The 20,171-nt window shown below is 62.5% G+C and carries 22 protein-coding genes; 4 read left to right on the top strand and 18 right to left on the bottom strand.

Annotation, left to right across the window (positions count from 1 at the left end):
* Positions 1-220 precede the first annotated feature (220 nt).
* The 3 genes from ACE10Z_RS11950 to ACE10Z_RS11940 are packed head-to-tail and all read right to left on the bottom strand — an operon-like array spanning position 221 to position 2,631.
* Positions 221-1,348 (bottom strand): iron-containing alcohol dehydrogenase, encoded by a 1,128-nt coding sequence (locus tag ACE10Z_RS11950; RefSeq protein ID WP_375788090.1) that lies wholly within the window; start codon positions 1,346-1,348, stop codon positions 221-223.
* A 26-nt stretch (positions 1,349-1,374) separates the two neighbouring features.
* The gene (locus ACE10Z_RS11945; protein WP_092116247.1) at positions 1,375-1,812 is read right to left on the bottom strand and encodes a cupin domain-containing protein; all 438 of its coding nucleotides are present in this window, start codon (positions 1,810-1,812) and stop codon (positions 1,375-1,377) included.
* Positions 1,813-1,815: 3 nt separating this feature from the next.
* Complete coding sequence (locus ACE10Z_RS11940; RefSeq protein WP_375788089.1) at positions 1,816-2,631, bottom strand: helix-turn-helix domain-containing protein; 816 nt, start codon at positions 2,629-2,631, stop codon at positions 1,816-1,818.
* Between the two features lie 28 nt (positions 2,632-2,659).
* On the opposite strand from ACE10Z_RS11940, the gene ACE10Z_RS11935 reads away from it, so the two are divergent.
* Positions 2,660-3,865 carry an ABC transporter substrate-binding protein gene (locus tag ACE10Z_RS11935; protein ID WP_375788088.1) on the top strand — a complete coding sequence of 402 codons (1,206 nt, stop codon included), beginning with the start codon at positions 2,660-2,662 and terminating at the stop codon, positions 3,863-3,865.
* Between the two features lie 155 nt (positions 3,866-4,020).
* On the opposite strand, the gene ACE10Z_RS11930 is transcribed toward ACE10Z_RS11935, so the two are convergent.
* The 5 genes from ACE10Z_RS11930 to ACE10Z_RS11910 all read right to left on the bottom strand — a co-directional run bounded on the left by ACE10Z_RS11930 (position 4,021) and on the right by ACE10Z_RS11910 (position 8,444).
* The gene (locus tag ACE10Z_RS11930) at positions 4,021-4,581 is read right to left on the bottom strand and encodes a hypothetical protein (RefSeq protein ID WP_375788087.1); all 561 of its coding nucleotides are present in this window, start codon (positions 4,579-4,581) and stop codon (positions 4,021-4,023) included.
* Positions 4,582-4,716: 135 nt separating this feature from the next.
* On the bottom strand, positions 4,717-5,826 hold the full coding sequence (locus tag ACE10Z_RS11925; RefSeq protein ID WP_375788086.1) for an ABC transporter ATP-binding protein: 1,110 nt from the start codon (positions 5,824-5,826) through the stop codon (positions 4,717-4,719).
* 12 nt (positions 5,827-5,838) lie between these two features.
* The gene (locus tag ACE10Z_RS11920; RefSeq protein ID WP_375788085.1) at positions 5,839-6,660 is read right to left on the bottom strand and encodes an ABC transporter permease; all 822 of its coding nucleotides are present in this window, start codon (positions 6,658-6,660) and stop codon (positions 5,839-5,841) included.
* Positions 6,660-7,493, bottom strand: a complete 834-nt coding sequence (locus ACE10Z_RS11915; protein ID WP_375788084.1) for an ABC transporter permease — start codon at positions 7,491-7,493, stop codon at positions 6,660-6,662. The genes ACE10Z_RS11920 and ACE10Z_RS11915 overlap by 1 nt, the downstream gene beginning before the upstream one ends.
* Before the next feature lie 42 nt (positions 7,494-7,535).
* A complete protein-coding gene (locus tag ACE10Z_RS11910; protein ID WP_375788083.1) occupies positions 7,536-8,444 on the bottom strand; it encodes a PotD/PotF family extracellular solute-binding protein in 909 nt (302 codons plus the stop codon).
* 303 nt (positions 8,445-8,747) lie between these two features.
* On the opposite strand from ACE10Z_RS11910, the gene ACE10Z_RS11905 reads away from it, so the two are divergent.
* From ACE10Z_RS11905 to ACE10Z_RS11895, 3 genes are all read left to right on the top strand, one after another.
* On the top strand, positions 8,748-9,272 hold the full coding sequence (locus ACE10Z_RS11905; protein ID WP_375788082.1) for a thiamine pyrophosphate-binding protein: 525 nt from the start codon (positions 8,748-8,750) through the stop codon (positions 9,270-9,272).
* Positions 9,269-9,895, top strand: coding sequence for a thiamine pyrophosphate-dependent enzyme (locus ACE10Z_RS11900; protein ID WP_375788081.1), 627 nt, complete (start codon positions 9,269-9,271; stop codon positions 9,893-9,895). The genes ACE10Z_RS11905 and ACE10Z_RS11900 overlap by 4 nt, the downstream gene beginning before the upstream one ends.
* A 224-nt stretch (positions 9,896-10,119) precedes the next feature.
* On the top strand, positions 10,120-10,401 hold the full coding sequence (locus ACE10Z_RS11895; RefSeq protein ID WP_375788080.1) for a hypothetical protein: 282 nt from the start codon (positions 10,120-10,122) through the stop codon (positions 10,399-10,401).
* Positions 10,402-10,467: 66 nt separating this feature from the next.
* On the opposite strand, the gene ACE10Z_RS11890 is transcribed toward ACE10Z_RS11895, so the two are convergent.
* The 10 genes from ACE10Z_RS11890 to ACE10Z_RS11845 all read right to left on the bottom strand — a co-directional run bounded on the left by ACE10Z_RS11890 (position 10,468) and on the right by ACE10Z_RS11845 (position 20,155).
* Positions 10,468-11,865: an NAD(P)(+) transhydrogenase (Re/Si-specific) subunit beta gene (locus ACE10Z_RS11890; RefSeq protein WP_375787302.1), complete on the bottom strand. Its 1,398-nt coding sequence runs from the start codon at positions 11,863-11,865 to the stop codon at positions 10,468-10,470.
* A gap of 43 nt (positions 11,866-11,908) precedes the next feature.
* Positions 11,909-12,226: a proton-translocating transhydrogenase family protein gene (locus ACE10Z_RS11885; protein ID WP_016841609.1), complete on the bottom strand. Its 318-nt coding sequence runs from the start codon at positions 12,224-12,226 to the stop codon at positions 11,909-11,911.
* Positions 12,227-12,237: 11 nt separating this feature from the next.
* Complete coding sequence (locus tag ACE10Z_RS11880; protein WP_375787301.1) at positions 12,238-13,362, bottom strand: Re/Si-specific NAD(P)(+) transhydrogenase subunit alpha; 1,125 nt, start codon at positions 13,360-13,362, stop codon at positions 12,238-12,240.
* A 140-nt stretch (positions 13,363-13,502) separates the two neighbouring features.
* On the bottom strand, positions 13,503-13,709 hold the full coding sequence (locus ACE10Z_RS11875; RefSeq protein ID WP_375788079.1) for a hypothetical protein: 207 nt from the start codon (positions 13,707-13,709) through the stop codon (positions 13,503-13,505).
* Positions 13,710-13,715: 6 nt separating this feature from the next.
* Positions 13,716-14,420: an ABC transporter ATP-binding protein gene (locus ACE10Z_RS11870; protein WP_375788078.1), complete on the bottom strand. Its 705-nt coding sequence runs from the start codon at positions 14,418-14,420 to the stop codon at positions 13,716-13,718.
* Positions 14,407-15,213, bottom strand: coding sequence for an ABC transporter ATP-binding protein (locus tag ACE10Z_RS11865; RefSeq protein WP_375788077.1), 807 nt, complete (start codon positions 15,211-15,213; stop codon positions 14,407-14,409). Before ACE10Z_RS11865 ends, ACE10Z_RS11870 begins: the two co-directional genes overlap by 14 nt.
* The gene (locus ACE10Z_RS11860) at positions 15,210-16,244 is read right to left on the bottom strand and encodes a branched-chain amino acid ABC transporter permease (protein ID WP_375788076.1); all 1,035 of its coding nucleotides are present in this window, start codon (positions 16,242-16,244) and stop codon (positions 15,210-15,212) included. The genes ACE10Z_RS11865 and ACE10Z_RS11860 overlap by 4 nt, the downstream gene beginning before the upstream one ends.
* Entirely contained in the window at positions 16,241-17,113 is an 873-nt protein-coding gene (locus tag ACE10Z_RS11855) for a branched-chain amino acid ABC transporter permease (protein WP_375788075.1), read from the bottom strand. Before ACE10Z_RS11855 ends, ACE10Z_RS11860 begins: the two co-directional genes overlap by 4 nt.
* A 111-nt stretch (positions 17,114-17,224) precedes the next feature.
* Positions 17,225-18,388, bottom strand: coding sequence for an ABC transporter substrate-binding protein (locus ACE10Z_RS11850; RefSeq protein WP_375788074.1), 1,164 nt, complete (start codon positions 18,386-18,388; stop codon positions 17,225-17,227).
* A 276-nt stretch (positions 18,389-18,664) separates the two neighbouring features.
* On the bottom strand, positions 18,665-20,155 hold the full coding sequence (locus ACE10Z_RS11845) for a pyridoxal-phosphate dependent enzyme (protein ID WP_375788073.1): 1,491 nt from the start codon (positions 20,153-20,155) through the stop codon (positions 18,665-18,667).
* Between the last annotated feature and the right edge of the window lie 16 nt (positions 20,156-20,171).

Genomic DNA, 20,171 nt, shown 5'->3' with positions numbered 1-20,171 from the left:
CTCGTGAGGAAAGTTGCAAAGGAGTATCCCGCTCGGCTATTGATGAAGCAAGAAGGTGAGACATCCTGTTTCGCCTCCCGTCTATCGCGCCTGGGAATCAAGGCTTTATGAGCGATGGTGGATGCTCCTGCCGGGCCCACCATTCGATCAAAGGCACCCATGCGCGCTGCGTCGATCGAGCCGTTCGGCATCACCGGCTACCATCTTCGCTGCGGTCAATTCACTCCCAGGCGGCCTGGAAAATGGCGCGGTAGCCGTCGGCATCCACAGGACGCGGATTGGTGGCGGTGGAATGATCCTTCGCCGCCTTCTCCGCCATGGCGTCCAGCACCGAGGCCGGCACGCCCATGGCGCGCAGGCCGCGCGGCAGATTGAGTTCGGCATTGAGCGCATCGAAGAACGCGGCGATGTCGGCACCATCAGCCAGACCGAGCGCCCGCCTCAGCCGCGGCAGCTTGCCCGCGATCGCCGGACCATTGTGGCGCATCACCGCAGGCATCAGCACGGCATTGAGCGTGCCGTGATGCAGGCTCGGCGACGCGAGGCTGCCAAGCGCGTGCGACAGACCGTGCACCGCGCCGAGGCCTTTCTGGAAGCACAGGCCGCCCTGCAGCGCGCCCATCATCACTTCGGCGCGGGCGTGGCGGTCATCGCCCTGCCTCACGGCCTGCTTGAGATGACCGACGATGCGCGATGCGCCATCGAGGGCGATCGCATCCGCCGGTGGATTGAAGCGCGGCGACAGAAAAGTCTCGACGCAATGCGACAGTGCGTCCATGCCGGTCGCGGCCGTCAACGCCGGCGGGAGGCCGAGCGTCAGCAGCGGATCGCAGATGGCGCGCGCCGGGATGAGATGCGGACTGATCAGGCCGACCTTGCGGCCGTCCTCGAGCGTGATGAGGGCCGCGCGGCCGACCTCGCTTCCGGTGCCCGCAGTGGTCGGAATCGCGATCACCGGCGCGACGGCGGCGGTGATCCGCGCGACACCGCCATCGATCGCGGCATATTGCGCCAGCGGGCCTTCGTGGGTGGCGAGCAGCGCCATCGCCTTGGCGAGATCGATCGGCGAGCCGCCGCCGAGCGCGACGAGGCCGTCGCATCCGGCCTCGCGATAGCGTGCGAGCGCCTGCAGCGTCGCACGCTCGGTCCGATTCGGCGGCGTCGCGTCGAACACGACCGGCGCAGTGCCAAGCGGGGCGGTCACGCGCTCCGCGAGGCCCGCCGCGACAATGCCGCGGTCGGTGACGAGCATCGGCCGACGGATACCGAGCGCTGCGATCTCATCGCCTAGCGCGTCCGCCTCGCCGAAGCCGAAGCGAATGGTGGTGAGATAGGTGATCAGCGCCATGGCCTGTCGTCCGTCGCGTCGATCGATCAGAGATCGGTGCGTTCTTCGGCGATGTCGCGACGCTGCTCCATGTTGAAGCGCCCCGCATAGATCGGCCGCCCGCCGGTGGTCGGACCGGGATATTGCACGATCAGGATATCGCCTCCGGTCGCGGTCTCGAACTTGCCTTCGAAATGGGGGTCCGGATGAAAGATCATCGTGCCCGGCGTGTACAGATTGTCGTCGATCCTGAATTCGCCGCTCAGGATGTACCAGACCTGCGCGAACTCGTGATTGTGGATCGGATGATGCGCGCCCGGCTCCAGCCGCAGGATACCCGCGTTGGGCTCGGTCGGCCGTTCCGGCCGCGGGTGGAACAGCATCTTGCCGGTCTCGCCAGGCCAGCGGATGGTCTCCCACTCCACATCGTCGATGTGCTTCGCCTCATACGGCAGGTGCCTGCCGGTCGCGGTTGCGGTCTGCATGGATCAGTCTCCTTGGGGCTTGCTCTTGGGTGATCGAGGTGGGGCGGCGGCGCTCGGCACGCGCCACCAGTCGAAATGCTCGGCCTTCTGCGGCGACTTCGCGACCACCATCAGGATGCGCGCTTCGTCCTCGCTGATATTGTCGGCGCGGTGCGGCAGCTCGGAATTGAGGAAAATGCCTTCGCCAGGCGCGAGATCGAACGCCTCGGCGCCGACGTGGAAGCGGATGCGCCCGCTGATCACGTAGCAGTATTCCTGCCCCGGATGCGACACCATCAGGTCCATCCGGTTCTTGCGCGGGAACGAGAGGTGAAACACCTCCAGATCATCGTTCGGCATGCCGCCCGCGAACAATCGCCAGCGATAGCCGGTGCTCGGGATGCTCTGGTCCTCACCATCGTCGCCGTGGCGATGCAGCGTGACGTGGCTGCGCGGCTGATCCTGCGGCGCGGCGAACAATTCGCTGACGCCGATATCGAGCGCCTGCGCGATCTGGATCAGATTGGCAACGGAGCTCGACACCTGGCCGCGCTCGAGGCGCGACACGAAGGCGTCGGACAGCCCGGTGGTGTCGGCCAGATCCTTCAGCTTCATGCCACGCTCCTCCCGCAGCGAGCGAATACGCGCTCCAAGCCTCGCCAGCGTCTCGTCCTGCGTTTTCATTGCTCCGACCCTCTCCTGAATTTGCTTCCCTGTCAACAAAAATTGCTCTACACACAATTTTTGATGCAACCGGTGTTGAAACGACGGGAAATCCCGTTGGTTCTCCGCATCGGTGCACAAGCGAATTGCGTACCACGCAACAAAACCAAACAGCAAACAACACGCCCCGGAGGAGCACCCGACCATGACGACCACTCTCAGAACGCTATGCGCGGCGATGACCGCGACGCTGCTGCACATCCACGTCGCGCACGCCGCGATGTCCGACAATGTGATCCGCATCGGCGTTCTCAGCGACCGCTCCGGCGCCTATGCCGACCTCGGTGGCGAAGGCTCGGTCGTCGCGGCGAAGATGGCGGCGGAGGAGTTCGGCAACGCGATCGGTGGCGTGCCGATCGAGATCGTCTCGGCCGATCACCAGAACAAGCCAGACATCGGACTTGGCATCGTGCGGCGCTGGTTCGACACGGAGAAAGTCGATGCCGTTGCCGACATTTCCAATTCCGGCGTCGGCTTCGCGGTGACCGCGCTCGCCAAGGAGCGCAACAAGATCGTGCTGAACGCGTCGGCCTCCTCGGACTTCACCGGCAAGGCCTGCACCCGGACCTCGTTCCAGTGGGTCTACACGAGCTATACCAACGGCTACGGCCTCGCGCGGGCGCTGACGGCGCAGAAGCTCGACAGCTGGTTCCTGATCACGGTGGACTATTCGTTCGGCCACGCCTTCGCCGCCGACATGCGCCGCGCGGTCGAGAATAGCGGCGGCAAGGTGATCGGCGAGGTGCGCCACCCGCTCAACACCGCCGACTTCAGTTCGGTGCTGCTGCAGGCGCAGGCGTCCGGCGCCAAGGTGATCGCGTTGGCCAACGCCGGCGCCGACATGACCAACTCGGTGAAGCAGGCAGCGGAGTTCGGCATCACCCACGGGCAGGCATTGGTGGCACCGACCGTATTCCTCACCGATGTCGACGCGATGGGCCTCGCGGCCGCACAGAACCTGCAGTTCGTCACCGCATATTACTGGGACCGCGATGCCGAGTCGCGAGCGTGGGCCAAAAGATTCTTTGAGAAGGTCGGGCGGATGCCGACCATGACCCAGGCCGGCGTCTATTCGGCCGTGCGTCACTACTTGCGTGCGGTGCAGGCCGCAAATTCCGACGATGGCCTCGCTGTCGCAGCCAAGATACGCGAATTGCCGGTTGCCGACGCGTTCGCTCGCGGCACGGTCCGTGCAGACGGCCAGTTCGTGCACGACATGTACCTGGCGCGCGTCAAGACACCGGCGGCCTCGAACCGACGATGGGACTACTACGATATCGTCGCGACGATTCCCGCCGAGCAGGCCTTCCGCCCGCTCAGCGAGGGTGGCTGCGAGCTGGTCTCGCAGTGACGACGCAGGCGGACGGTGATAACACCACCGTCCGCCATCGCCCATAACGGCCTGCATGCAGTTTAGCGAGCGACGTCTCTTGGGCTACGTCAGGCGCACCTTCGCCATCGAAGCCTGAACTCGATGGACCGACGCCCGGCGCTCAACCGCCGAAATCAGCAGCGCGCCTCGCGCCGAAGAAATTGAGCAATCGGCGTCAAAGCGTCGATCGAAGGCAAACCCGTGCGCGCCTCATCGTATGACGACCAGGGATAGGGGATAGTCGAAAGCCATTGCAGGACGGGCGTCTGATAGACAGCCGGCAGCACGCACATGAACTCGATCTTGATGAGCAGCCGCTTGACGCGACCGTCGCCGGCGGCATCAAAATCCCAGGTGTACTCACCGCAACCGACGCGAACGTCGCCGTCGGACTTGTTTGACATCCCCACCAGCCAGTCGCATTGAAACCGTGGAAGGCGATTGGACTCAGGGCGCGAGAGGCAGAAGGTGCGCACATTCTCATACTGCAATCCAAAGTCTCGTACGAGAACGTCGGTGACGCTCTCCAATCCGCGAGCGGAGCTTGGAAAAGAGATTGCGTCGGTCAGGAGCTGCAACTGGAGCTCACAATCCTGCACGAACGCACGCTTCATGAGCTGGGGCAGGTTTCGGTCCTTTGCCTCGATGTAAGTGCTGATCGCCTCGGCTGCTGTGATCGATTGGGGTTGACTCAAGTCTTCTCTCCAGAGTGACGCAGCGGCGGCAAGGGCGCGACAGGAAACAGCAACGCAAGCGCAGCTAACCCGGCCTCACAATATACCGCAAGCTTGATATCTTCACCCTCACACCGCTGCGAAAGACGATCGCGATCAGGCTGCCGGAAATGCCGAGCAACGATCTGCTTGAATAGCAATGCCGACGGGTGTCCCCATCGGCCAGCGCAGAACGGCCTGCTCACCCGCCGATCGCACCAGCAACCGCTCCCCGGCGCCTCCAGAGCACTCGATCTGAAGATCGACGTGGCCACCCTGGTAAATCTGGGCAACAACGCTGCCCTTGATCGCGCACGGCTCCTCGGGCGTCACAACGCTGAACTGCTCGGGTCGGACGAACAAGTCAACCGGCGCGGACTTCTCCAATCCGGACAGGCTCTCGCCCGGCACGTTCACAAGGGCATCGCCGAGCGCGACGATCGCTTGCCTGGCCTGCATACTCACAAGCTGGCCACGCAGCCTGTTGTTGTCGCCGACAAAGCCGGCCACGAACGGGTCCGCCGGGCTGCGATAGACGTCAACGGGGCTTCCGAGTTGCCTGATACGGCCCTCGGACATGACAGCCACGCGATCGGACATGCTCAAGGCCTCGCCTTGGTCATGCGTCACAAAGATGGTGGTCAGACCCAGCTTGCGCTGAATTTCGCGCAGCTCCACCTGCATCGAGGTCCGCAGGCTCTTGTCGAGCGCCGAGAACGGCTCATCGAGCAGCAAGACGGTCGGATTGATGACGAGAGCACGCGCAAGCGCAACGCGCTGCTGCTGGCCGCCGGACAATTGCCGGGGCTTGCGGTTCTCCATACCCTTCAGCTTGACCAGCGCCAGCGCATCGGCGACGCGCTTGTCCCTGTCTGCCTTGGGGACGCGCCGCGTCTTCAGGCCATAGGCGACGTTTTCCGCCACACTCATGTGCGGAAACAGCGCGTAGTTCTGAAACATCATGCCGATGCCGCGCTGGTAGGTCGGAATGTCGTTCACGCGCTCGCCTTCGATCGAGATCGAACCGCCGTCCGGCCCCAGAAAGCCCGCGGCCAGCTTGAGCAACGTGGTCTTGCCGCATCCCGATGGACCAAGCAGCGTCACGAACTCGCTACGGCCCACGCCGAGCGTAACGGCGTTCAGGGCCACGACATCATCAAACCGTTTGGTCACGGCGTCGAAATGGACCGCCGTTTGTTCCCCTCCACCATTTGCAGACGTCTTCAAGATCCGTGCTCCCTAGTGAGACTGCTCGATATTGAGGACCTTGCCGAGCCCGAGGAACGTATTGGCAAAAGCGATCAAGGCGGCGGTGCCGACGATATACATGACCGATAATGCCGCCATCGACGGATCAGCGAACTCGCGCACGTAATTGTACATCGCGACAGGAAGCGTTTGAGTACGCTGCGAGGTCACGAACAGCGAGGCCGTGAACTCGTTGAACGAGAGGATCGCCGCGAACAGCCACCCGCTGACGAGCCCGGGCAGCAACAGCGGCAGGGTGACGGTGGTCAGGACACGAAGCGGTCCGGCGCCGAGGCTCGCTGCAGCGTGTTCGTAGCTCTGATCGAGGTTCCTCAGCGACACATACACGCTGCGCAACACGAACGGCAGCACCAGGACGACGTGGCAGATCACGACGACTGCAAAACCGCGGCTCAGGCCGACTTGCGCCGCGAGGACGAGAAAGCCGAGCCCTACCGTGAAGTGCGGAATCACCAGGGGCGAAATCAGGATTCCCTCGATGGCGGACTTGAGCGGAAACTTGTACCGGTCGATGACAAAAGCGAACATGGCGCCAACACAAAGCGCGATCGTCGAACTCCAGGCCGTGACGATCAGGCCGTTGAAGAATCCTTGCCGGAAGTCTTCATAGGCGAGGGCCCGACCGAACCATCGCCACGACCAGGTCTGCGGCGGAAACGACAGGATAGGCTTGTCGTTGAACGCGGCGATCGTCACGACCGCCGCAGGCAAGACGAGAAAGGCGACGATGACGAGCACCGTCAGCAGTCCAGCCCAGCCGAGCACTTTCTGATAGGTCGAGCGCGGGATCATCAATGCACCTCGATCTTCCGAAGCGGGCGGGAGGCAAGCTGAAGCAATCCAAGCACCAGGGCCGTCAAAGCCAGCCCAGCCACGCACAAGGTCGCGGCGAACGGAAAGTTGAAGCTCGAAAATCCAAGCTGGTAGACCAGATTGGAGATCATATTGACACGGCCGCCGCCGATGAGCTGTGGCGTGGCGAATGCCGAGAACGTCCAGGCGAATGCCGTCGTGGTGCCAGCGACCACGCCCGGCAAGGATAGCGGCAATGTCACGGTCAGGAACACGCGGATGGGACCGGCTCCCAGGCTCTCAGCCGCTCGGGAATAGTCGCGATCGATATGGGACAATCCAGCGGCCAGCATGATGACCATGACCGGCAGCGTGACGTGCACGAGAGCAACCACAACGCCGAATGGCGTGAACATCAGCTGCAGCGGCTTGCCGATGAGGCCGAGCGACATCAACAAGGAATTGATGAACCCATTGTTGCCAAGGACGATGATCCACGCATAGGTGCGAACGACCTCGCCCAGAAACAGCGGCGTCACGACAATCACGAGGAGGATGGAGCGCAGGATCGGCTGCTCGACGCGCACAAGCGCATAGGCCAGCGGATATCCGACGATCAACGTCACGACCGCGGTCATCGCGCATACGGCGACCGTCTCGAGAAACACGCGCGCATAGAGCGGTTTCAGAAGGTCGGCGAAATTCGCCAGCGTAAACCCGCCGGGATCGAGCGATCCCGGCACGTAGGCCCTGAGGCTGTATTGCAGAACCGCAACCATTGCCGCGACGAATCCGATGGCACACAACGTCGCCGGCGCCGTGAAGATGCGCATAAATGGCTGCTGATTCATGATGCGGGCCGATCTGGCAACGGATCAGTTCATGATGTTTTCGGCAAACCATTTGCGCCATTCCGCCGTCTTGTTGGCGCGCAGCTTGGCGTCGATGTTGATCTGCTGCTTCCATTGCTCCGCCGACGTGAAGACGCCCGGAAGCTTGGCGATTTCAGGATCGATCTTGGCGTTGAGGACTGCCGGGCTCCCCTTCTTCTGCTTCGAAATCTCGGCCTGGATATCGGGGTCATAGAGCGTATTGATGAACTTGTAGGCGAGATCGACCTTCTTCGACCCCTTCATGATCGCAACGGTGTCGATTCCCAGCACCGCACCCTCCTTCGGCATCGCGAGCGCAATCGGAATGCCCTGCCCGATCATGTAGTAGGCGTTCATCGAGAGGACGATCTGCACCGGCGTCTCACCGCTCGCGAGCAGTTGCTGGCTGTTGGCGTCATTGGTGTAGAACGCCTTGAAGTTCGGCTTGAGCGCCTTGAGCTTCTCCTCGCCTTGTTCCCAGTGCGCCGGGTCGGCGCCGGCAAGAATGGCGGCGACCGCAATGATGTGACCGGGATCGAAATCCGGAGCGGCGAGCTTGTCCTTCAGCTCCGGCTTCCAGAGATCATTCCAGCTCTCAAACTTGGTGTCCTTGATCAGATCGGGGCGGTAGCCGATCGTGTAGACATAGGCCCAGGCGCCGAGGTGGTAGGGACTGATCCGCGCCTCGTCCGCGAGATTCTTCGCATTGGGTATCTTCGAGGTATCGATCGTCTCGAACAACCCGTCATTGGCATAGAGCCACCCGACATGTGACGTCGTGAACGTCACGTCGCTTTCGGGATTTCCCTTGGCGAGCTTTTCCTTGTTCAGTCGATCGATGGTGCCGCCGGTGATGAATTCGACGGGGACGCCGGTTTCGGCGGTGAATTTCCTGGCAACCGTCTCGGCCACCAGATCACGCCAACTGCCGCCCCAGATACTGACAACGAGCTTGTCTTGTGCGTGAGCCGGCAATGCAATCAGAACAGCGATCAACACAGACCAAAGGCGAAGCATAGGTGCAGTCTCCCTCCAGCGACAGAATGCAGCGCCGGCTCCAGCTGCAATCCTCGGTCATGAAATTAAACTTATCATCTGCTTAATAGTACCTTTTATCAGGCACGCTTTCGGCCTGCAATAGGTTTGTCTTATCGACAATAGTACCTTTTGCGATTAGCCTGCGCCGCACGTTGGTTGAAATCACGGAGGCAGTCGATGACGACATCGACGGAAGCTTTAGAGGCCCATCGGCCGTCTGCCGTTCTCGATACGCTCAAGCGTCTTGGTTTCGGCACCGTCGTCTCCGTCCCCGACAGCTGGCTGGGCGAAATCCTTATTCGCATCGACCAGGAGCCGGGCATGACGCTGGTGCGGGCAACGCATGAAGAAGAGGCGCTTGCAATCGCTTGTGGAAGCCGGCTCGGTGGCATTCGCACCGCCCTGCTCGTGCAGAACGCCGGCGTGCTCAGCATGGGCGCGGGCATGGTGTCGCTCGCGCAGCGTTATCAATTTCCGCTTCTGATGCTGGTGTCCTACCGTGGCACCCCGGATGATCCGGTCTTCTATCATGTGCCGAAGGGCCGAGCGACGGAGCCGGTCTTCCGCGGCATCGGCCTCGCCCATGCCTGCACCGATCGATACCGCCCGATCGGCCCCCAGATCGAACATGCCGCAACCTATGCGGAAGAAGCTTCGTGTCCGTTTGCCCTGCTGATGGGTCGGGAGGATATCCAGTGGTGACCAATACACGACCGACCCGGGCGGATCACTACAGGGCGCTTGCCAGCAGTCTGTCTTCCCGTGCGCTCGTCGTGACGTCGCTCGGCAATGCTTCGTATTTGTGGGCATCGCTGCATCACGCACCGGAGAACTTCTACTTCGAAGACGCCATGGGACTGACACTCCCTCTGGCGCTGGGCCTGGCGCTCGCTCAACCGGATCGTCCGGTCATTGCGGTTGAGGGCGACGGCGCCCTGCTCATGCATATGGGCGCGCTCGTTACGATTGGCGCGATGAACCCGTCAAATCTCACCATCCTGCTGATCCAGAACGGTGTTCACGCAGCTTCAGGCGGCCAAGCCTTGACCAACGCAGCGCTCGATCTGGCACAGCTGGCGCGCGCCTCGGGAATCAAGCACGCCGAGAACCTGAATGCGCCGAGCGCACTTGCCGCCAGCATCGCCGCGGCCGAAAAGCGCGATGGCGTCGGAGTTCTGGTTCTGGCGACGGAGCCCGATGTCGAAGTCGTGCGGCCGCCCATCTCACTCGATCCGGTCGCGACAAAACATCGCTTCATGGCGGCGATTGAGGCACCACGTTACATCCCGACGCTGTTCGGCGGCGGGATGCTCGAGCGACCCTAGTCGACCGGCATTTCCCTTGCACAAATCCATGGCGGTGCGCTTGGTTGCCGAAGCGGGCCGCTTTTTTACGCGCTCCCCATGCCACCAGGCTATCGGAAGGCGCTCCGATCTTAGGCACAGGACGTCGAAATTTTGAACTTGTCCGCCGTTCATCACTTAGTACGATGTATTGACGATGGACTATTCGCTGGTTCGCTCGCTCTTGATGAAGGACGACGACAACGATGCACAGCAACCAGGACGCCTTGCGGATTGATGTGGCCGCGTCGATCTCCGTCGGCATGCCAGTTATTCACTTCAATGACGGCGGCTCCCCGGACCGAACAAATGAGTTTGACGAGACGGCGGATGCGGATCATCCGCAACGCGGCGAGCGTCGAATGCCGGTGTCTCAGGCCTTGCTGATGTGGATTTGCTCGTTATCCGGTGAGGCATGGCCTTCCCTCGAGCTCATCCTGGGCCACACTCCGTCGCCGCGAGACCCGATCGGATCCCGCGCTTCATAGGTCATCTGCTTCCGGGCTGGCCGATCGCAGGGCCCTGGCACAGGCAGGCGCCATTCACTGCCCGCCTTACATCGCCTTGACGATGTTCTCGGTGACCTTCTTGGCGTCGCCGAGCAGCATCATGGTGTTGTCGCGGTAGAACAGCGGGTTGTCGATGCCGGCATAGCCCGACGCCAGCGAGCGCTTGATGAACATCACGGTGCCGGCCTTCCAGACCTGCAGCACCGGCATGCCGTAGATCGGCGAGGTCTTGTCCTCTTCCGCCGCCGGGTTGGTGACGTCGTTGGCCCCGATCACGAAGGCGATGTCGGCCTGGGCGAATTCCGAGTTGATGTCCTCGAGCTCGAACACCTCGTCATAGGGCACGTTGGCTTCGGCCAGCAGCACGTTCATGTGGCCGGGCATGCGCCCTGCCACCGGGTGAATGGCGTATTTCACCTCGACGCCTTCCTTCTTCAGGAGGTCGGCCATCTCGCGCAGCGCGTGCTGGGCCTGCGCCACCGCCATGCCGTAGCCGGGCACGATGATGACCTTGGAGGCGTTCTTCATGATGAAGGCGGCATCGTCCGCCGAGCCGAGTTTTGCGGGCTTCTGCTCGCCCGAGCCGCCGCCGGCCGCCGCGGTCTCGCCGCCGAAGCCGCCGAGGATCACCGAGATGAACGAGCGGTTCATCGCATGGCACATGATGTAGGACAGGATCGCGCCGCTTGAGCCGACCAGCGCGCCGGTGATGATCAGCGCCGAGTTGCCGAGCGTGAAGCCGATGCCGGCCGCGGCCCAGCCCGAGTAGGAGTTCAGCATCGAGATCACGACCGGCATGTCGGCGCCGCCGATCGGGATGATCATCAAGACGCCGAGCGCCAGCGCGATGATCGTGATCAGCCAGAAGTCGAGCGCGCTGCCGCTCATCACGAGGCCGACGATGAAGAACACCAGCGCCAAGGCCAGCACGATGTTGATGACGTGGCGGAACGGCAGGATGATCGGCGCGCCGCTCATGCGGGCCGACAGCTTCAGGAACGCGATCACCGAGCCGGTGAAGGTCAGGGCGCCGATCGCAACGCCGAGCGACATCTCGACCAGGCTCTGCGGATGGATGTTGCCGGGCGTGCCGATATCGAACGCCTCGGGCGCGTAGAACGCGCCGGCGGCGACCAGCACCGCGGCCATGCCGACCAGCGAGTGGAACGCGGCGACCAGCTCCGGCATCGAGGTCATCGGCACCCGCCGCGCGATCACCGCACCGATGCCGCCGCCGATCGCGATCGCGACGATCACCAAGAGCCAGGCGATGCCGTCGGCCGGCGGATGGCTCGCCAGCGTGGTGGCGACCGCGATCGCCATGCCGATCATGCCGAACATGTTGCCCTGGCGCGAAGAGGCCGGGCTCGACAGGCCGCGCAGCGACAGGATGAACAGCACCCCCGCCACGAGGTACAGAACAGCAGCCAGATTGGCGTTCATCTCAGGTCCCCCTTTGTCTTCGTCACCCCGAGGTGCACGCCGCTCACTTGGCTTTCTTCTTGTACATCGCCAGCATGCGCTGGGTGACCAGGAAGCCGCCGAAGATGTTCACGCAGGCGAAGATCAGCGCGACGAAGCCGAAGCCGCGGGCCCAGCCCGAGCCGCTCGACACCATGCCGACGCCGACCGCGAGCAGCGCGCCGACCACGATCACCGACGAGATCGCGTTGGTCACGCTCATCAGCGGGGTATGCAGCGCGGGGGTCACCGACCACACCACGAAGTAGCCGACGAACACGGCAAGAACGAAGATCGACAGCCGGAACACGAACGGATCGACGGCCTGCGCGAGATGCTCCATGGCTTGTCTCCTTACTTCGGCTGGAAGTTGGGATGGATGACGGCGCCGTCTTTGGTCAGCGCGGTGGCCTTCACCAGCTCGTCGTCCCAATTGACCGCGAGCGCCTTGTTGGCCTTGTCGACCATCGTCTCGATGAACGAGAACAGGTTGCGCGCATAGAGGCTCGAGGCCGAGGCGGCGACGCGGCCGGCGACGTTGGTGTAGCCGACGATCTTGATGCCGTCGGTTTCGACCACCTCGCCGGGCCTTGCGCCCTCGACATTGCCGCCGCGCTCGACCGCGAGATCGACCAGCACCGAGCCCGGCTTCATCGACTTCACCATCTCGCCCGACACCAGCTTCGGCGCCGGACGGCCCGGGATCAGCGCGGTGGTGATCACGATGTCCTGCTTCTTGATGTGCTCGGCGGTCAGCGCGGCCTGCTTGGCCTGGTATTCTTTCGACATCTCCTTGGCGTAGCCGCCGGCGGTCTGCGCGTTCTTGAACTCCTCGTCCTCGACGGCGAGGAATTTGGCGCCGAGGCTCTCCACCTGCTCCTTGGTGGCAGGCCGCACGTCGGTCGCGGTGACGACGGCGCCGAGACGGCGCGCCGTCGCGATCGCCTGCAGGCCGGCGACGCCGACCCCCATCACGAACACCTTGGCGGCCGGCACGGTGCCGGCGGCGGTCATCATCATCGGGAAAGCGCGGCCGAAGGCTTCGGCGCCCTCGATCACCGCCCGGTAGCCGGCCAGATTGGCCTGCGAGGACAGCACGTCCATCACCTGGGCGCGGGTGATGCGCGGCATCAGCTCCATCGCGAAGGCCGACACGCCGGCATCGGCCATCGCCTTCAGCGCGGCCTCGTTGCCATAGGGGTCCATGATCGCGATCACCAGCGCGCCGCGCTTGTACTTCGCGAGCTCGGAGGCCTCGGGCCGCTTCACCTTGATGATGATGTCGGCGTCCTTGAGCGCATCGGCGCTGACGGTCGCGCCCGCCGCGACAAGCTCCGAATCGGGCAGCCCCGACTTGACGCCCGCGCCCGGCTCAACGGCGACCTCGGCGCCGATCGCCTTGAACTTCTTGATGGTATCGGGCGAAACCGCAACCCGCGGCTCGGACGCATCGATTTCCTTGGCAACGGCGATCTTCACGCTCACAGCACCACTCTTGAGAACCAACGAGGTCATTCACCAAATCAGCGACGCAAGCGCGGCATTGCCCGGAGGATCGTCCTCGATCCCAGCGTGCCCGCCTGCGTCGCAGGATTTTCCAACTTGCCAACGCCGACGCATCAATCGCGTGGCGTATCGAGCCCAAAGGAGACAATTCCGCCGGGCTCGAAGTCGGCGCATCGTTGCGCGAACTTGACGATCTCGGCGCGCGCCTTTCGATCCCGCACCCTCATGAACGACGCGAGAAGAACCAGACATTCGTCGGAACCCACCTCGTCTCTCGCTCGCGCCGCACCGCCCACGAGAGTGTCGTCATTCCTGCTCACCTACGGTTATCCACCCAAGTAGGCAGATCGCACGTGTTCATCGTCGATCAGATCCTTGCCGCTGCCGGAAAGAACGATCGAACCGGTCTCCAGAAGATAGGCGTAGTCGCACATCTCGAGCGCCGAGTAGGCGTTCTGTTCGACCATCAAGACCGTCGTTCCGGATTTCCTGATGCCATCGATGATCGAGAACACCTGTTCGACGATGTTGGGCGCCAGGCCGAGCGATGGTTCGTCAAACATCATGAGCCTGGGCTTGGACATGATCGCGCGCCCGATCGCCAGCATCTGCTGCTCGCCACCGGATAGTGTTCCCGCCACCTGATGCCGGCGCTCCGCCAGTCGCGGAAACATCCCGAAGATCCGCTCCCGGTCCGCCGCGATCTCCCGACGGTCGGACCGCAGATACGCGCCCATATCGAGGTTTTCGTCGACGGTCATGTCAGGGAATACGCGACGTCCCTCGGGGCAATGGGCGATTCCCTTGCCCAGGATTTCCCGTGCCGAACACTTCGTAATATCGTGCCCATCGAACGTAATCCGTCCGGCGGACGACGGCAGGATTCCCGAGATCGCCCGCAACGTCGTGCTCTTGCCCGCACCGTTCGCTCCGATCAGAGCGACCAGCTGCCCCTGCCCGATCGACAAGGTGACGCCCTTGAGGGCCTCGACCTTGCCATAGCGGCAAACCAGACCATTAATGTGCAGCATGCCGGCTGGCTCCTTCACCGAGATAGGCGCGAATGACCTCGGGATTGCCGCGGATCGCCGCGGGAGGCCCTTCCGCGATGATGCGGCCGTAGTTGAGCACGACGATGCGATCGGAGACGCCCATGACCATGGGCACATCGTGCTCCACCAGCAGGATCGACATGCCGCGGCTGTGCAGCCTGTTGAGCAGTTCCATGAACCGGGCGGTTTCCGTCGCGTTCATGCCCGACACCGGCTCATCCAGCAGCAGCATCGAAGGGTCTGTAGCAAGGGCAAGCGCGACGCCGAGCAGACGCTGGTCGCCGTAAGACAGCGACCCGGCGAGTTCGTCCGCACGGCGCGCGATCCCGACGATCTCGAGCAGCTCGTGCGCAAGATTCCTCAACTCCGCCTCCGCCCGCCCTTCACGCGGCAGCGCCAGCAGCGTATCCAGCAGCGTCGACCGGCTCCGTCGGTGCAAGCCGATCATCACGTTCTCGAAGACAGTCACGCTCTGGAACACGCTGGTGCGCTGGAAGGTCCGCGCCAGGCCGAGCGACGTGACTTCATGCGGCTTGAGGTTGCTGAGCGACGTATTCTTGTAGCGCACCTCGCCCTTGGTCGGCCGCAGAAAGCCGGTGATGACGTTGAAAGCCGTCGTCTTGCCGGCGCCGTTTGGTCCGATCAGGCTGACAATCTCACCCTGGTTGACGACGAAACTCATATCGGTGATCGCAATCAGTCCGCCGAAATGCACGGCGATATGCTCGACGGACAGAACCGGCTGGGGGGCGTTGGAGGGCATGGTGCTCATGGCGTGTCGTGCATCTTGGCTTGGAGAGGTTCCGGATCCGCGCGGCTGCTGGGAGCTGCGAACCACTTCTCGATGGCAGGAACGATCCCCTTCGGCAACACGAAGACGATGATGATCATCAGCAGGCCATAGAGGATCCACTGAATCTCGGGCGTGGCGAAAGAACGGGCGGCGACGGGAATGAAGCCGAAGATAAGGCCGCCAACGATGGGTCCCGCAAGGGTGCCCTTGCCGCCCGAGATCACCATGATCACCATCGTGACCGTGTAAAGAAACGCAAACACGTCGGGATCGATGATCTTGAGGTAATGGGCGTAGAGGCTGCCGGCGGCCCCCGCAATGCCGGCCGAGAAGACCGCGGCCAGCACCAAATAGCGGGTCACGTCGATCCCGACCGAGACCGCGAGCGACTCGTTCTCCTTGAGCGCAATCATTGCGCGCCCGACACGGGAGTAAACGAGACGCTGGATGACGATGTAGGACACCACAAGGACGGCAAGCACGAGATAATAGTTGGATTGCTTGCTGTAGAAGTCGAGGTAGCCAACTCCGGGGAATCCGAGCGTCATCGGCGGGATCGAGGTCAAGGCCAGCGGGCCTTGCGTCAACTCGACCCAGTTCAGCGCGACCAGCCGGACAACTTCCGCAAAGCTGATGGTCACGATGACGAAGTAGGCACCTCGTACCTTGAAGGACAGCTTCCCGACGGCGTAGCCGCAGAGCGCTGCAACCAGGGTGCCGATCACAAACCCGGTCCAGACCGGCCAGGGTTCGTGAACCACGCGGATACCGCCGATCAACTCGACATCGAAGCCCAGCGACACGAGCGCGCTCGTGTAGGCTCCGATGCCAAAGAATGCGACGTGACCAAGACTCAGCTGTCCCGTGAACCCGAGCAGGAGATTGAGGCTCATCGCCGCGATAATGAGGATACCCGTCGTGATGAAGGCGTTCAGCAGATACGGATCGTGCAGCCAAAACGGGACCGACGCGAACGCTGCGAGCGCAATATAGGGGATCAAGCGCTTCATCCGATCCGCTCCGCGCGTGCAAACAGGCCAGTCGGCTTGAAGAGGAGAACGACGATGATGATCAGAAAGCCCATAGCATCGCGGTAGCCCGATGAAACGTATCCAGCACCAAGCTCCTCGGCCAACGCCAGCAAGAAGCCACCGATGGTGGCCCCGCCGATGCTGCCGAGACCGCCCAGGATGACGATGGCGAAAGCCTTCAACGAAGCGAGATTGCCCATTTGCGGGGAGATGACGTAGACGGGCCCGAGCAGTGCACCCGCCGCCGCCGCGAGGCTCGAGCCGATCGCGAACGTCGCCATGTAGATGAACTGGATGTTGACGCCCATGAGCGAAGCAGCGTCACGATCCTGGAAGGTGGCCCGCATCGCCTTTCCGAGTTTTGTGCGGTTGATCAGGAGATAGGACACGCCGATCAGGGCAAGGGCGGCGCAGAAGACGAACAGGCGCAACCAGGACACCGAAATCGAACCAATGACGAGCGGAAGTTCCGGGAACGGCGTCGAAACCGACTTCGCGACACCACCCCAGATGAACTGCTCACCATTCTGCATCACGATCATGGCGCCGATCATGACCAGCATGGTCGTATCGATATCCGCGCCACGCATCGGGCGCAGCAAGATGACCTCGATCAGCGCACCGGCAAAGCAGCCCAGGACGACCGCCACGATCAGCGCAAGAAAGAAGTTGAGGCCGAGCATCACGCCGACGAAATACAGCGCATACGCCCCGAAGGAGTAGAGCTCACCATGCGCGAAATTGACGACGCGCATGATGCCAAAGATGAGCGTGAGCCCAATGCCCAGCAGCGCGTAGGTGCTGCCCAGAATGAGCGTGTTGACGATGTGTTGCAGAAACTCGGTCATGCTGATTTTTTCGGCCGAAAGACCGCTGATCCTCTCTTCAGAGCATGTTCAATGGGCGAGGCGATGCCAAGGCGCCACCCGTTCTGGTGGCGCCTTCCGCAATCGTCGAGCTCAGGAGCCCGACAGGATGATCTTTTCGTTCTCGATCTTGATCAGATAGAGGTTGGGCATGCTCTGGCCGCTTTCCTTGCCGGCCGGCCCCTGCTTCTGGAACTTGATCTGACCATTCAGGCCGGGAAAGTCGGTCGTCCAAAGCGCATCGGTGATCGCCGCGGGCTCTGCCTTGCCGGCCCGCTGGATCGCATTGGCGATCGTGCGAATGCCGTCGTAGCCGCGGAAGCTTTCGGTCGCGCCGGCGATCGCAAAGCCACGTTTCTTCCACTCGCCGAGGAAATACTTCGTCGCTGCCGGATCCGGGGTCTTGTCCGGATACCAGGGCGCGAAGGTCGTCAGATGCATCGAGCCGTTCGCTGCGGCGCCGGCCTGCTCGATCAGTTGATCCGGATTCTGCGAGCCGCCGGTGGTGACGATCCGCTTGGTGATGCCGAGCGCTGCGGCCTGCTTCAATACCAGGGTGAGCTGCTCGACCGCGGTCGTGACCATGATCGTGTCCGAGTCGGTTGCCTTGATCTTGGCAAGCTGGGCGCTCATGTCCTGGGCCGCCTGATCCATGATCTCGACGAGACCGACCTGAATGTTCTGGGACTTCATGATCTTGCCGAAGTCCTCGGCTGATCCACGGCCCCAGTCATTGTTGATGACGAGGAAGTCGGCCTTCTTGATGCCGAGCGACGGCATTATGGACTTGAACTCGGTCGCCTCCACTGACGAGGGCGGCGAGATGCGAAAGATGTAGGAATTGCCGGACGTCGTGATCTTGCTCGAGGAGGAGGTCTCCACCACCATCGGGACCTTGTATTCCATGAGCTTCGGCATCACCGCGAGCGTCAGGCTCGAGCCCCAGGCACCCATGATCACGGGCACCTTGTCGCCGGTGATCAGCTTCTCGGCGACGGCCGCGGCCTCCGTCGGATTGCTCTTGTTGTCCTCGATGACCAGCTCGATCTTGCGACCGAGCAAGCCGCCCTTGGCATTGATTTCGTCGGCGGCAATCTTGGCGCCGTTCACGACATAGGTACCGGAAGCGGCGAACGGACCGGTGAGCGGCTCATTGACACCGATCTTGATGGTCTGTGCCGCGGCGCCCGTCGCCAGTGCGGCCGACATTGCCGCGGCGAGGGCCGCGCCCGTAATCAATCCGTGTGCTCGCTTCATCTTTCCTCCTGTGCTCGCTTGAGCCTGCCTAGGGAACGAAACACCAGTGCAGCGCGCCAGCTTATGGGTGCTGGCCATTCGTCACCGCCGGGATGATCCTATCATCCTATTCTTAGTATCTTAAAGATACTTCCAATCTGTCGTCAAGCAGGCGCCCTGCTCTATTTTTGTTTTCGCGGTGCCCTCATTTGACGCAGCCGCTCATCATTTGCGCGTTTGCTTTCGCCTAGACCAATTTCGAAACTCCTTCGACGGACACGATGCCGCGCGTGCCGATCAAGCGTTCGCCAAATTCGCTTCTTTGTTGAACTCGATGGTGAGTTGATCCCATTCGCCCAGGCTGTCCTGAATCCTGCTCCAGAAGGACTGCGACCGGCGCCGCTCGAAATCGGCGACTGAAACTCCCTGCTGCTCGACCCAGGTGTAGTACCCCAGGTTGAAGACGGCGCGGCGCGAAAGCTCCGTCAGCTCGACGACATTGTCGGAGGCGGCACCGAGCAGGCAGGCGCCGAAGATTTCGGCGGCGTTCACTTGATCAAGGCCACGCGCGTAGTGCTTCTCTTCGAACTGCCTGCGTTCGCTGCCGTACATGGCAGCGCTGTCCGTCGCCACGGTGACGATGGCCTTCTCGGGCCCGTAATTCATCTGCTTTGCCAGCTTGATCGAGGCGATGATGTTGGCGAGCCCGGAGATTCCGACATGGTCAAAGGCGCGGACCAGCGCCGGTTCGAGACCGCGGCGCGTCTCGAGATAATCCCGGCCCGCTTTCGAGCCGAACAGCAGATTGAGCTGGTCCGTGGTTCGGTCCGAGACCCCGACGACGAAGTCGAGGTTCATGACATTGTGGATGAGCGGGATGTGCTTGTCGCCGATCCCCTGAATGTTGTGCTCGCCATAGCCATTGTTGAGCATCGTCGGACACTCGAGCGCCTCCACGGCAACGACCTTCGAGCCCCAGCGGGTCTTGAGAAAATCACCCGCGGCGATCGTTCCCGACGACCCGGTTGCCGAAACGAAGGCCGCCAGTTCGTGGTTATCGTCTCGATTGAACGCCTTGAAGGCGTCTTCCGCCGCGCGCCCCGTGCATTCATAGTGGATGAGATAGTTCGAGAACGACGAGAACTGGTTGAGAATGACGTTGCTGTCGTCCCGCCTGAGCTCCGCGCACTTGTCGTAGATCTCCTTGACGTTGCTCTCGGTGCCGGGTGTCCGGATGATATCGCCCGGATCCGTCACCCACCTCTCGAGCCATTCGAAGCGTTCGCGGCTCATCCCTTCGGGTAAAACAGCAACGCCGCGGCAGCCGAGGATCCGTGAAACTGCGACACCGCCGCGACAATAATTGCCGGTGGAAGGCCAGACAGCCTTCTGTTTGGATGGATCGAAGCGCCCCGTGACGAGCTGCTCGATCAAGGCGGCATAGGCCGGCAGGACCTTGTGCGCGCCAATCATCGGGAAGCGATTGCCGAGCAGCACGATGATCTTGGCATCGACGCCGGTGATCTCCTTTGGCAGCACGATATGGCCGGGCACCAGGTCCCTGCCCCTGCGGTTTTCCGCATTGTACCAGTGCATGCGCCAGAGGTTCGCGGCGCTCGGCTCATCCGGCCCGACCGCCGCGATGTCTTCCCATACCTTGGCCGAGGGGAGCGGTGGATGCGCGAGCTGAGAGAAGGTCGGCAGCTTCAGGTTAAGTTTGCGCGCTTGCGCGGCGGCTTGCCGCCAGCCTTTCCTGTCGACAACATTCGGCTCGATTACGAACGCCATTTTCAATTATCCCTGT

Origin of the sequence: Bradyrhizobium sp. Pha-3, assembly GCF_042258615.1 — a bacterium.
GTDB lineage: Bacteria > Pseudomonadota > Alphaproteobacteria > Rhizobiales > Xanthobacteraceae > Bradyrhizobium.
This window is presented reverse-complemented; position numbering and strand designations above follow the sequence as displayed.